The organism is Herbidospora cretacea, assembly GCF_001570605.1.
Classification (GTDB): domain Bacteria; phylum Actinomycetota; class Actinomycetes; order Streptosporangiales; family Streptosporangiaceae; genus Herbidospora; species Herbidospora cretacea.
Map to the genome: position 1 here is coordinate 88,515 of NZ_BBXG01000013.1, position 13,195 is coordinate 101,709.

The window sequence follows — 13,195 nt, forward strand, 5'->3', positions numbered from 1 at the left end:
TCACGGGCTTGCGAGCAGAGATGGCCGAAAATAGGGGTTGGCCGCCGGAGGCGCGGCTGGGCACATTCGGCGAAACACCTCTCAGGAATCGGGATTCGCGGATGACCACCATGCCGATCGTCGCAATCGAAATGGATCACCGGGCTCCTTCGGTCCGGCTGGCCCGGCTGCTCGACCCCGGTTCGGCGGTGCCGCTGCACGCCGCCGACGACAGCGGGGTCCACGCCGTGTGCGGGCGGGTGGACGGTTCGGTGGTCGTCGCGTACTGCACCGACGCGACCCGGATGGGCGGCGCGCTCGGGGGAGCGGGCGCGGAGCGCGTCGTCGAGGCCATCGGCGCGGCCGAACGGCTCGGCTGCCCGGTGATCGGGCTGTGGCACTCGGGCGGGGCGCGGCTGGCCGACGGCGTGGAGTCGATGGACGGGGTGGGGCGGATGTTCGCGGCGATGACCCGGGTGTCGGGGGTGATCCCGCAGATCTCGGTCGTCCTGGGTCCCGCCGCGGGAGCCGCCGCGTACGGGCCCGCGCTCACCGACATCGTGATCATGGCCGACGACGCGCGGATCTTCATCACCGGTCCGGAGATCGTCCGCAGCGTCACGGGGGAGCGCATCGACATGGCCGGGCTCGGGGGCCCCGAGGCGCACGGCCCCAAGTCGGGGGTCGCGCACCTGGTCACGGCCGGTGAGGACGAGGCGTACGAGCGGGCCCGCCGGCTCACGGGCATCTTCACCCGCCCCGGCAGCTTCGACTTCGGCGCGCTCGCCGAGAGCCGCGACCTGGCCGCGATCCTGCCGGACTCGCCGCGCCGCGCGTACGACGTCCGGCCGCTCGTGCGCGCCATCGTCGACGAGGGGTTCCTGGAGCTGCAGCCGCGCTGGGCCGGCAACATCCTCGTCGGGCTCGGCCGGCTGGGCGGGCGTTCCGTGGGCGTGCTGGCCAACAACCCGATCCGCAAGGGCGGCTGCCTGGACACGCTCTCCGCCGAGAAGGCGTCCCGGTTCGTCCGGATGTGCGACGCGCTCGGCGTGCCGCTGGTGGTGGTCGCCGACGTGCCCGGGTACCTGCCCGGGGTCGCCCAGGAGTGGGACGGCGTCGTCCGGCGCGGCGCGAAGCTGCTGCACGCCTTCGCCGAGTCGGTGGTGCCCCGGGTGACCCTGATCACCCGCAAGTCGTACGGCGGCGCGTACATCGCGATGAACTCGCGCTCCCTCGGCGCCACCGCGGTCTTCGCGTGGCCCGACGCGGAGGTCGCGGTCATGGGGGCCGAGTCGGCCGTCGGCATCCTGCACCGCAAGGCGCTGGCCGCCGCGCCCGAGGACGAGCGCGCGGAGCTGAGGGCGCGGCTCACCCAGGAGCACCAGCGCGTCTCCGGCGGGGTCGAACGGGCGCTGGCGCTCGGCGTCGTCGACGAGGTGATCCCGCCCGAGACCACCAGATTGCGCCTGGCGGAGGCGCTGGACCGGGCCCCCTGGAGGCGGGGGCGGCACGGCAACATCCCGCTGTAGGTCATCCGATGCGCGCGAGGGTGGCCGGCAGCTCCGTGCGGCGGGACACGTTCAGCTTGCGGAAGACGCGGGTCAGGTGCTGCTCGACCGTGCTGACGGTGATGTAGAGCCGGCTGGCGATCTCCAGGTTGGTGTGACCCTCGGCGGCCAGTTCCGCCACCCGGAGTTCGGCGTCGCTGAGCTGCGCGGGCAGGCCGGCCGCCGGATCGTCCCTGCGGGCCAGGGCCCGGGTGAGCGGCTCGGCGTGGCACTCCTTGGCCATGGCGCGGGCGCGCTGCTTGAGCATCCCGGCCCTGCGGTGCTCGCCGACGGCGTGGTAGGCCTCGGTGAGGTCGCACAGCAGGCGGGCGTACTCGTAGCGGTCGCCGCCCTCCTGGAGCGGGTCGGCGGCCTGGCGCAGGAGCGAGGGGCGCTCGTGGACCTCGCTGACGGCGGCCAGCAGGCGCAACGCCGAACCGCGGACCCGCTGGGACCGGGGGCCGCAGCGGGCGAGCTGCTCCTTCACGAGCCGCCGGGCCTCCTCTTCCTCGCCCAGCGCGATCAGGGCCTCGGCGGCGTCCAGCCGCCAGGCGATGAAGCCGGGGGCGTCCAGGCCCCACCGGGTCATCAGCTCGCCGCACAGCCGGAAGTCCCGCAGCGCCTCGCCGGGACGTTCGGCCGTCAGGTTGAGACGGCCCTTGCCGCGCAGGTAGTGCAGGCCGTAGCGGGTCTCCAGCATCGCCTCGGGGACGGGCAGGGTGGACTCGGGCAGGCACTCGTCGAGCCGGCCCATCGCGGCGCCGGCCAGCAGCAGGGTGCCCAGCGGCCCGCCGACGCCCACCCCCCAGCTCCCGGCCGGGATGATCTTCAGGGCGCGCCGCGCGTCCCCGGCCGCCGCGGCCAGGTCGCCCTCGCGGAGGCGGATCTCGGCCCTGATGGCGGACAGGCGGGCCTGCCGGCTGGGCGCGCGCCGGGCCTCGGCCTCGGCGATGAAGGCGTCGCACCACGGGGCGGCGCGGCCGGGGCGGTCGGTGTAGGTCAGGGCCAGCAGCGCCGTCTCCACCGTGTCCATGGTCACCTCGTCGAGACGGCAGCCGCGCAGGATGTGCTCGGCGGCGGCCATGGTCCCGTCGCCGGGGCCGTCGGTGAGGACGTCGGCGAGCACGCCGGCCGACTGGATCCGGCGGCCGACGCCCAGGGCCGGGCCGGGCGGCACGCCGACCTCCGGCAGGTGCGGCAGGAACGACGGATAGAGGGCGCGGAACCACGGGCGGGCGGCGGCGAGCTCGGCCGCGGTCTCCCGGTCGGGTTCGCCCAGTTCGTTCAGGCGGTCCAGGACCTCCAGGGCGTCCCCGGTGTGGCCGTGCCAGAGCAGCGCCTTGGCCAGCACGACCGTCTCGCCGCCGCCGAGATGGCCCTTGTGCAGGGCGTCGGTCAGCCCGGCCAGGTGGCCGGCGGGCGTGCCGGGGTCGATCCGCCATTCGGCCCGGACCAGCGCGGTGCCGATCCTGGCCCGGCGGCGCTCGTCGCCGCAGGCGCGCCAGGCCAGCCTGAGGTACTCGATCGCGGACTCCACGCCGTCGTCGCGCAGGGCGATCCTGGCCGCCTCCTCCAGGGCCGACAGCGCCCACGGATCGCCCGCGTGGCTGGCCTGGAGGAGATGGCCGGCCACGACGTCGGCCGACGCGCCGTCCCGGTGGGCCATCTCGGCGGCGCGGCGGTGCAGGTGGATGCGGTCGGCGGCGTCCAGTTCGGACAGGACGGCCGAGCGCGCCGCCTCGTGCCGGAACCGGCCGCCGTCCAGCAGCCCGGCCCCGGCCATCGCCTGGAGCGACTTGGCGACGACGGCCTCGCTCTCGCCGAGGCCGAGCAGGCGGCTGATCGAGCCGGGCTCGCCCAGCACCGCCAGGCCGTAGGCCGCCTCCTGGACGCACGGCCCCAGCCTGCGCACGCACGCCAGCACCGCCTCGCCGTAGCGGTCGCCGGGGGCGCCGGTGATCTGGAGGTCCTCCCGCAGGGCGTCGACGAGCAGCCGGTTGCCGCCGCTCAGCGCGTGGACGAGCTCGCCGAACCGCTGGGCGGCGTCCTCGCCGAGCCGGGCGTCGACGCCGTCGCGGGACAGGTGGGTGAGGCGCACCGGACGGCAGTGCGGCTGCCGGAGGACCTCGGTGTGGAAGAGAGTGCGCAGGTGAGGGCTGTGGTCGGGGGCGCTGAAGACCAGCAGGACGTTGGCGAACCTGATCCGCCTGGCCAGGTAGGCCAGGCAGAGCTGGGAGGCGCGGTCGGCGTGGTGCACGTCGTCGACCGTGATCACCAGCGGGCAGCGCCCGGCCAGGTCCAGCAGGACGGCGCAGAGGGCGTCCACGATCTGCGCGTCCACGTGCTCGATCGACTCGGCGCGCGCATCGCCGGCCAGTTGCCTGCGGGCGCCCTCGTGCAGGAGGCCGAGCGCGGCGGCCCGCTGCTCGTCCTGGAGCGGCGCGTGGTGCAGGAGCTGGGACAGCACGCCCAGAGGCAGGCCGCTCTCGGCCGGTGAACCGGTGGCCGTCAGCGGCAGCGCGCCCTGGTCGAGGGCGTGCTCGGCGATCAGGTACAGCAGCTCGCTCTTGCCGGTCGCCACCGCCCCGGTGACCATCGCGATCCGGCCCTTGCCCGCGACCGTCTCGGCGAGCAGCGCCCGCAGCGTCGCCATGCCCTCGTGCGTGTCGTCCACCGTCGTTCCCCTCGTGATTCGCCGGTCAGTGCCCGGCGGCGGCCAGGTGGGCGTTCAGCCGGCCGTTCCCGGCGAGCCGGCCGGCGGCGGCGCGGACCGCGGAGAAGGCCGCCGCCGCGACGTCCCGGTCGATGCCCGCGCCCCAGGCGGACGCCCCGCCGCTGCGGCACTCGGCGTAGATCACGGTCTCGTCGCCGGACCTGACCGCCCGGTCCGGGCTGAGGTCGTCGTGGTCGAGCGGCCGTCCGGTGCGGTGCACCACGTCGACCCGGATGCCCCACGGGCTCAGCACCGAGCCGAGGACGCCGATCGCGTCCGACTGGTCGCCGCCGACCTCGAACCCGCCGTCCACGTGCAGCGTCGCCGCGAGCGGTTCGCGGCCCACCGGGAGCGGGTCGGTCGGGTCGCCGTGGAAGAGGTACTCCTCGGAGAACAGCGCGCCGATCCGGTTCGGGGTCAGTTCGCCGCCGTCCGCGTCGGCGTGCCACTGCACCCGGGCGGACAGGTCGGCCTGGAGGCCGCGCGGCAGGTTCAGGCCGTGCCAGGCGCTCATCACGTAGGCCACGCCGCCCTTGCCGGACTGGCCGTTGACCCGGACCACCGCCTCGTACGTGCGGCCGACGTCCTTGGGGTCCACCGGCAGGTACGGCACCTGCCACGGCAGCGCGTCGGAGGTCGTCCCGGTGTCCTCGGCCTGCCGGACGCGGGCGTCGAAGCCCTTCTTGATGGCGTCCTGGTGCGACCCGGAGAACGCGGTGTAGACGAGGTCGCCGCCGTAGGGGTGGCGGGGGTGGACCGGCAGCCCGGTGCACCGCTCGACCGTGCGCCGGACCGCGTTGATCTCCGAGAAGTCGACGCCGGGGTCGACGCCGTGGCTGTACATGTTCATCGCGAGGGTGACCAGGCAGACGTTGCCGGCGCGCTCCCCGTTGCCGAACAGGCAGCCCTCGACCCGTTCCGCGCCGGCCAGCAGGGCCATCTCGGCGGAGGCGACCGCGGTGCCCCGGTCGTTGTGGGGGTGCACCGACAGGCAGACGTGCTCGCGCCGGGACAGGTGGCGGTGCAGCCACTCGATCTGGTCGGCGAAGACGTTCGGGAGCGACCGCTCGACCGTCGTCGGGAAGTTCAGGATGATGCCGCGCCCGCGTTCGGGCTGCCAGACCCGCATCACGGCCTCGCAGACCTCCAGGGCGAAGTCGGCCTCGGTCTCGTTGAACAGCTCGGGGGAGTACTGGTAGCCCAGGTCGCAGCCGGGCAGCACCCGCTCGGCGTGGCGCATCATCGTCACGGTGCCCTGGACGGCCAGGTCGCGCACGCCCGCCCGGTCGAGGTTGAAGACGGTGTCGCGGAACAGGGGGGACGTCGCGTTGTAGATGTGCACGACGGCGCGGCGCGCGCCCTTCAGGGACTCCACGGTCCGCCGGATCTGGTCGTCGCGGGCCTGGGTGAGCACGGTGATCGAGACGTCGTCCGGGATCCGGTCGCGTTCGATGAGCATCCGCACGAAGTCGTGGTCGGTCCGGCTGGCCACCGGGAAACCGATCTCGATCTCCTTGTAGCCGATCGCCACCAGAAGTTCGAACATCAGGAGTTTGCGCTCGGGTGTCATCGGATCGGCGAGCGACTGGTTGCCGTCCCGCAGGTCGGTGGAGAGCCACCGCGGCGCGGTGAGAATGCGGTTTCCCGGCCAGGTGCGATCGGTCAGAACTAGGGGGGTGAATCCGGAATAACGCTCGACACCCTTCATCCTCGCATTTCCTTCCTGTATGACTCCTGGGGTGGATCGGACGCGGAGAATGAGGGTGACGAGGAGCCCGGCGCGGCCTGACCTGTGCGACTGCGTGGGGGGAACCCGGCGATTGGAGTTGTTGAATCTTGTACGATCCCTTTTCCGCTGAACTCAAGCTAATAGGGGCCGTGACGGACGACAAGCAGGGGTGTCGGCAGTTCGGATAAGGTGACCCCGAGTGGTAAGGGGGGATATCGAAAGTTGTATTGCCCCCTGCAACCCTCGGATCATCCCCCTTATTCGGGCGTGGATTCCGGCGTAACAATCCCGTCATGGCGAGCACCTGGGTATCGGGCCGGGCATCCGGACCTTCCACCCTCAGACGCGCGACGAGAACGCTGTGGTTCTGCACCATCGAGGCCAGGCCGGCCGTGCTGGCCGTGTCCCTGCTGAGATTCCTGGCGGGGGCGACGCTGGCACTGCCGGTCGCCGCCGCTCCCGACCCGGCGAAGGTGCTGCAGGGCGCCGTCGCCTGGGTGTTGTCGATCTTCGCGGTCTATCTGGGCAACGGTGTCTCGGACGTCCACGAGGACCGGGTCAACGGGTCACGCCGGCCGATCGCCCGCAGTGACCTGGACCCGCGCACGGCGACCGCGGCGGTCGCGGTGGCCGCGGCCCTGTCGCTGCTGGCGACCGCGGGGCTGCCCACCGCGATGACCTGGGTCATCCTGGCCAACCTGGCCCTCGGCTACCTGTACTCGGGCGCCCCGTTCCGCCTCAAGCGGCGCTCCGGCGGCACCGTCTTGGTGGTCTGCGGGTCGGGGCTGCTGGCTTACTGGGGCGGGTTCACCGTGGTCGTCAACGGGGCGGAAGGGGTCACGCCGCTCAGCCTGATCGTGTTCGCGACGGCCGCGACCTGCTGGATGACGCTCGTCGGCGTCCCGGCCAAGGACCTGTCCGACATCGAGGGGGACGCCGCCGCCGGCCGGCGCACCATCGCGGTGATCTGGGGCGCGCGGGTGGCCAGGAACGTCATGTCAGCCGCCGCGCTGCTCCTGGCGGGGGCGTTCTGGGTGGCCGGCGTGGCGGTCTCGGCGCCGCTCGCCGTGACCGCGCTGGCCATGTTCGCCGGAGCGGTGGCGGTCACCCTGGCGGGTCGCGCCGCGGATGCCGACGCCGCCCGAGGCTGGCGGCGCAGACCTTATCGGGCGTTCATGGCGACGCAATACGTGGTCCACATTACCGTCCTGTCCTCTAATATTGGGAAGGATATGTTGCTTTTGTGACGTAAGTGGGAGATTGTAGGCTCGCGCGCGCGTCCCAAATCGAGAGGGATTTCCTTGAGTGCTGATTTCGGGGCGGAGGGGGATCCGGCGAGATTCGTAGACGCGTGCCGGGACGAAATCCTTGAGGAATTCGAGTCGGAGCTGCACTCCACCGGCAACGCGCTCTCCACGGATCCGAACGCGGTTCGACAGGCCCTTATGACGGCCGAGTACGTTCTCGACGACGTGGCCGCGACACTGCGTGCCGGAAAAGTGCAGGTCAACGAACTCTATAAGTTTCACGCCTGGGAAGTCGGCGCCAGCAGGGCGGCTTCCGGAGTTCATCCGAAGGCATCTCTTGAGGCGGGCTCACTTTTTTTCAGGTCCGCGCTCACGCATCTCGCCCGTCACATCGCGGCGGGCTCCGGCAATCCCACCGAGGTCTTCGCGCTGGTCGCCACCGGCATGGAGGAGAGCCTGTCGCGCCGGGTGAGGGAGGCCTCCGAGAGCTACCACGGGTTCCTGCTCAACGAGGTCCAGCAGGCGCAGGAGGAGGAGCGCCGCCGGATCGCGCGCGATCTGCACGACCGGATCGGTCACGGCGTCAGCGTCGCGCACCAGCAGCTCGCGCTGTCGGAGCTGCACCGCGGCACCGACCCCGCCAGGGCGGCCATCAAGATCGGGGTCGCCCAGCAGGCGATCCAGGAGGCGATGGAGCACCTGCGCCAGATCACCTCGGACCTGCACCCGCAGGTGCCGGTCAGGAGCCTGGAGAAGGCGCTGCTGGAGTTCCTGGAGACGGTCGAGGACGACGGGGTGTCGGTCGGCCTGGACGTGAACGGCGACGAGTCGTGGGCCGAGCCGCGCGTCCTGGACGAGTCCTTCCTCATCCTCCGCGAGGCGGCCAGGAACGCGCTGACCCACGGCGGGCCGTCGGTGGTCCTGATGCGGGTCGACATCGCCCCGCACGAACTCCGGGCCTTCGTGCAGGACAACGGCCGGGGCTTCGAACCGTCCCGGGTCCGTGGCCGCGGGGTGGGGCTGGCCTCCATGCGGGAGCGGGCCGAGCTGCTCGGCGGCCGGCTGGTGATCGCCAGCGAGCCGGGCAACGGCTGCCGGGTCGACCTGTCCATCCCGCTCAAGAGGCAGGTCAGTGAACTCGACGAGCTCTAGCGGGAAGATCTCGGTCGCGCTCGTCGACGACCACGCCCTGTTCCGCGAGGGTCTGCGCGAGATCCTCGAATCGACCACCGACCTGGCCATCGCCGGCGAGGCAGGCAACTCCTCCGACGCCGTGCGGCTCGTGCGGGAGACCCGCCCGAACGTCGTGCTGCTGGACGTGGAGATCCCCGGCGACGACGTGCTGGAGACCGTCACCCGGATGCGGGCGTTCTCGCCGTCCACCCGGATCATCATCCTCAGCATGTACGACGGCCCGCACCTCCTCACCCGCCTGCTGGCGGCCGGGATCAGCGGCTACCTGCTCAAGAGCATTCACCGGCACGAGCTGTTCGCGGCCGTCCGGAGCGTGTACGAGGACCCGGGCCGGGTCGTCCTCGCCGTGTCGCGCGCCAGCCTGGCCCAGGTGGAGGGCCCCCAGGTGGGGGTGCTGACCGAGAAGGAGAAGGAGATCCTGCAACTGGCCGCGCAGGCGCTGAGCAACCTCCAGATCGCCCGCCGGCTCGGGCTGGCCGAGGCGACCGTCAAGCGGCACATGCGCAACATCTTCGTGAAGCTCAACGCGGTCTCCCGGATCGACGCGGTCAACAAGGCGATGGCCGCGTCGCTGATCCCGGCTCAGATCAGGAGAGAGCCCGACTGATCCGCCGTCACGGGCGGGAAGATCCGGCTGAGCTCGTCCCGGACGCCGGGGGCGAGCCGCACCTCGGAGGCGGCGAGGTTCATCTCCAGATGCACCTCGTCGCGGGTGCTCGGCACCGGGACGACATGGTCGCCCTGGGACAGCAGCCAGCCGAGCGCCAGCCGGCCCGCGCCCAGGTCCAGCCGGGCGGCGACGTCCTCGACCGCACGCAGCGGGTCGAGGCCGCGGCGCAGGCCGGCGGGCTCGAACCGGGGGTCGCGGCGCCGCCAGTCGCCGGGTGTCAGCTGGTCGGCGGAGCGGATGCGGCCGGTCAGGAACCCCCGGCCGACCGGGCGGGCGGCCACCACGCTGACGCCCAGCCGCCGGGCCTCGGCCAGCAGGCCGGGCTGGGCGCGCAGCCCCCACAGTGAGTACTCCACCGCGAGCGCGGCCACCGGATGGACGGCGTCGGCCTCGCGGAGCTGCCGCAGCGTCCCGTCGGACAGGCCGATGTGACGGACCTTCCCGGCTCTGACCAGGTCGGCCAGCCCGGCCATGCTCTCCTCGACCGGGGCGTCCCGGTGGGGGGAGCGCAGGTAGTAGAGGTCGATGGCGTCCACGTCGAGCCGTTTCAGCGACGCCTCGCACGCCTGCGCGGTGCCGCTCCCGCGGGTGCAGACCACGATCTCCTTGCGGCGGCTCGCGACCGCCCGGCCGATCAGGCGCTCGACCTGGCCGTCGTCGTACAGGTCGGCGGTGTCGACGATGCTGACGCCGGCGTCCAGGGCGCGGCCGATCAGGCGGAGCGCGTCGCCGGGGTCCACCGCCCCGTACGCCCCGGACAGCGCGAGGGTGCCGAGCCCGATATTGGAGATCACCGGGCCGTCCCGGCCGAGTCTCGTGTAACGCAATTTCCCCCCTCGGCGGTCCCTGTGTGCCGGTCAAAGTCCGGACAAAAGCGTACAGTGACGGTTCGGCCTCCGCCGGTCTCCCGGAGAAATAGGGGAATTCCGATCGGGCGGCGGGGTGCCGGGTTAAAGGGGGTTGGTAGGGGTGCCGGGAGGGCCGGAACCCTTATTAGCTTCGGTGCTAGGGGATGCCCTGCCAGTAATCTGCGCGGGAGGGATTCTTAAATGGCTCGATATTGTCTCTTCATATTTTCTCCGGGCGATTCATGGGCCCGATGACGGACGACGGTTTCAGATTCCGGGTGCTCGGCCCGATGCAGGTTCTGCGGGACGGCGCCGAAGTGCGGATCTGCGCCAGCCGAGAGCTGGCGATCCTGGCCAGCCTGGTGCTCAACGCGGGCCGCGCGGTCAGCGTCGACCGGCTGATCGAGACGGTCTGGACGGAGTCCGCGCCCTCCAGCGCCCGCCGCCAGATCGCCATCTGCGTGTCCCGGCTCCGCCGTGTCCTGGGGGCCGGCGTGATCGAGACGTCCAGCCCCGGCTACCTGATCCGCCCGGCCCCCGACAGCATCGACTGGCTGCGGTTCCAGTCCCTGGTGGCCCGCTCCCGGGGCGAGGCCGCGGGCAAGAACCGCGAGCAGGCGGTCCGCCTGCTGCGGGAGGCGCTCGCGCTCTGGCGCGGGAACCCCTTCGAGGACATCCGGGGCCTGCGCTACGACGTGGCCCGGATGGAGGAGTCCCGGCTGGAGGCCGCCGAGGCCTGCCTGGAGCTGGAGATCGAGCTGGGCCACCACCACCAGGTGATCCCCGAACTGCTGGCGCTGGTCGCCGAGCACCCGTTCCGCGAACGGATCAGAGCCCAGCTCATGCTGGCCCAGTACCGGGCCGGCCGGCGCGCCGACGCGCTGCACACCTACCAGGAGACCCGCCGCTACCTGCGCGACCAGATCGGCCTGGAGCCCGGCCCGGCCCTGCGCCACCTGCACGAACGCATCCTGCGCGACGAGTCCGGCCTGATGCGGCAGCCCGTTCACCGGGCCGGGACGGTGGTGCCGTCCCAGCTCCCGCCCCGGGTCCTGCCCTTCGTCGGGCGGGGGGAGGAGCTGGCCGCGCTGGACGCGGTGCTGCGGCCCGACCCCGAGGTGGCGCTGCCCGGCACGACCGTGCTGAGCGGCCCGGCCGGCATCGGCAAGACCGCCCTGGCGCTGCGGTGGGCGCACGACCGGGCCGACTGGTTCCCCGACGGCCACCTGTTCGCCGACCTGGCCGAGACCGAGCCGGCCGCCGTGCTGGGCCGGTTCCTGCGCGCCCTCGGCGTGCCCCGCGCCGACATCCCCGCCGACCGCGACGAGGAGGTCGCGCTGTTCCGCAGCTGGACGGCCCGCCGCCGGATGGTCGTGGTGCTCGACCGGGCCAGGGACGCCGCCCAGGTGCTGCCGCTGCTGCCCGGCGGCGCGAACTGCCGGGTGATCGTGACCAGCACCGACCCGCTCGACGAGCTGGTGGCCCGGCAGGGCGCGCACCGCGAGTTCGTCCGGCCGCTCGCCGCCGAGGCCGCCCGGGAACTGGCCGGACTGCTGGCCGGTCCGGCCGGGCCGCAGGTCGTGACGGACCTGCTGGCGCACTCCTGCGGCAATCCGCTGCGGTTGCGGATGGGCGCCGCCCGGATCCTCTCCACGGCAGGGTCGGTCACGTCCGGCTGAGGATGACGTCGAGGGCCTTCTCCAGGTCGGCGTGGTCGCCGCCCTGGGTGCGCCAGCCGACATGGCCGTCGGGGCGCACCAGCACCGCGCCCTCCGGGCCGACGCCGTACGCCTCCGCCCACTCCGCCGAGTCGACCTCCACCACCTTCACCCCCGGAACCGGCGCCCACCCGCTGCCCGGCGCGGTGAGCAGCGTGAACGCCGGGCCGAGCAGGTCGAGCGTGGACACGCCGGGGGACACCCAGAGGTGCGGGGCGCGGTGGCCCGGCCGGGCGGTCGGCACGTACGTCCGGTAGGGATCGGCCGGCGCGGGCTCCGGGGTGCCGTCCGGGACGACGGCGGCCGAGTCGTAGTGGAAGCCCAGCACCAGGCCCTCCGACCCGCGCCGCCCGGCCTGCTGCTCGATGGCCTCGTGCATGGACAGCCGCCCGGCCATCATCTGGAACGTGATCATGGCGTTGACCAGGCTCTCGTCCACGGTCCGCACCGCGATCGGGCGGCGTTCGGCCGCGTAGGTGTCCAGCAGTCCCCGGCCGGCCTCGCCGCGCAGGACGGCGGCCAGCTTCCAGGCCAGGTTGTGCGCGTCCTGGATGCCGCAGTTCATGCCGAACCCGCCCTGCGGGGTGGCCACGTGGGCGGCGTCCCCGGCCAGGTAGACGGGGTCCCTGGCGAACTCGGCGGCGACCACGGCCTGCTGGAGCCAGGGCATCACGCCGACGATCTCGACCGGGTGGTCGGGGATGCCGATCGCCGACCGCACGGCGGCCAGGCAGTACTCCTCGATGAAGTCGTCGGCGCTGCCGCCCTTGGCGGGGTCGTACCCGGTCTGCATGATCCAGCGGCGGCGGTTGTCGACCGCCTCGATCGCGCCGCCCGGGGTGCTGCGGACGAAGGACAGGGCGGCGCGGCGGCCGGGCGGCAGGAAGCCGAAGTCGGCGTCGAACATGATGCTGACCATGTGCCCGAGCGGGGGCGGGCCCTCCACGGCGATGCCGAGCCGCTCGCGGATCGAGCTCCGGCCGCCGTCGGCGGCGACCAGGTAGCGGGCCCTGACCTGGGTGGACATCCCGTCCGCGATCACCGTCGCCACCACCCCGCCGGGGTCGATCCGCAGGTCGGTCATGGTGGTGCCGAAGCGCACGTCGGCGGCCGAGGCGGCCACCCTGCGCATGATCACTTCCAGGATGTCCTGGGAGCACAGATAGGTGTAGGTAGGGCTCTGCGCCGCGTCCTCGGCGATGGCCGCCGCCTTGCGCAGGTAGTCGCCGGCGCTCAGCGAGGTGCCGACGCCGACCGCCAGCACGTCCTCACGCGGCATGCCGGCCCGCTCGACCTCCTCCTGGACGCCCCAGGAGCGCAGGATCTCCATCGTCCGGGTGGTGACGAGCCGCGCTTTCGGGAAAAGCGAGGTGCCCGGATGTCTTTCGACGAGTACCGAGGATATTCCGTGCCGGGACAACTCGACGGACGCCGCCAGCCCGACCGGGCCGCCGCCGACGATGAGAGTCTCGACGTTCTCCACGCGTGGTTCAGCCACGGAGCCAGAATCATATATCCCCTAAAACGCGTCAATGCTCGGATAACTCGGT

The 13,195-nt window shown here is 72.6% G+C and carries 9 protein-coding genes; 5 read left to right on the top strand and 4 right to left on the bottom strand.

Annotated elements, in window-relative coordinates:
* Positions 1–110 precede the first annotated feature (110 nt).
* A complete protein-coding gene (locus AW270_RS24480; RefSeq protein WP_245674839.1) occupies positions 111–1,508 on the top strand; it encodes an acyl-CoA carboxylase subunit beta in 1,398 nt (465 codons plus the stop codon).
* Position 1,509: 1 nt separating this feature from the next.
* On the opposite strand, the gene AW270_RS24485 is transcribed toward AW270_RS24480, so the two are convergent.
* Both AW270_RS24485 and AW270_RS24490 read right to left on the bottom strand, forming a co-directional pair.
* Positions 1,510–4,200, bottom strand: a complete 2,691-nt coding sequence (locus tag AW270_RS24485) for an AAA family ATPase (protein ID WP_245674840.1) — start codon at positions 4,198–4,200, stop codon at positions 1,510–1,512.
* Positions 4,201–4,225: 25 nt separating this feature from the next.
* Entirely contained in the window at positions 4,226–5,947 is a 1,722-nt protein-coding gene (locus AW270_RS24490) for a 2-isopropylmalate synthase (RefSeq protein ID WP_061297796.1), read from the bottom strand.
* A gap of 314 nt (positions 5,948–6,261) precedes the next feature.
* Here AW270_RS24490 and AW270_RS24495 point away from each other — a divergent pair, with 314 nt between their 5' ends.
* The 3 genes from AW270_RS24495 (at position 6,262) to AW270_RS24505 (ending at position 9,016) form a co-directional block, all read left to right on the top strand.
* Complete coding sequence (locus AW270_RS24495) at positions 6,262–7,215, top strand: UbiA family prenyltransferase (protein WP_082801805.1); 954 nt, start codon at positions 6,262–6,264, stop codon at positions 7,213–7,215.
* Between the two features lie 198 nt (positions 7,216–7,413).
* Positions 7,414–8,367: a sensor histidine kinase gene (locus tag AW270_RS24500; RefSeq protein ID WP_061297799.1), complete on the top strand. Its 954-nt coding sequence runs from the start codon at positions 7,414–7,416 to the stop codon at positions 8,365–8,367.
* The gene (locus tag AW270_RS24505; protein WP_061297800.1) at positions 8,348–9,016 is read left to right on the top strand and encodes a response regulator; all 669 of its coding nucleotides are present in this window, start codon (positions 8,348–8,350) and stop codon (positions 9,014–9,016) included. The genes AW270_RS24500 and AW270_RS24505 overlap by 20 nt, the downstream gene beginning before the upstream one ends.
* Here AW270_RS24505 and AW270_RS24510 read toward each other — a convergent pair.
* Positions 8,992–9,906 carry an aldo/keto reductase gene (locus AW270_RS24510; protein ID WP_063819320.1) on the bottom strand — a complete coding sequence of 305 codons (915 nt, stop codon included), beginning with the start codon at positions 9,904–9,906 and terminating at the stop codon, positions 8,992–8,994. The two genes, AW270_RS24505 and AW270_RS24510, sit on opposite strands and share 25 nt — an antisense overlap.
* Before the next feature lie 272 nt (positions 9,907–10,178).
* On the opposite strand from AW270_RS24510, the gene AW270_RS24515 reads away from it, so the two are divergent.
* Positions 10,179–11,606: an AfsR/SARP family transcriptional regulator gene (locus tag AW270_RS24515; RefSeq protein WP_157522518.1), complete on the top strand. Its 1,428-nt coding sequence runs from the start codon at positions 10,179–10,181 to the stop codon at positions 11,604–11,606.
* On the opposite strand, the gene AW270_RS24520 is transcribed toward AW270_RS24515, so the two are convergent.
* On the bottom strand, positions 11,593–13,143 hold the full coding sequence (locus AW270_RS24520; protein WP_245674841.1) for an FAD-dependent monooxygenase: 1,551 nt from the start codon (positions 13,141–13,143) through the stop codon (positions 11,593–11,595). The genes AW270_RS24515 and AW270_RS24520 overlap by 14 nt on opposite strands.
* Positions 13,144–13,195: the final 52 nt, after the last annotated feature.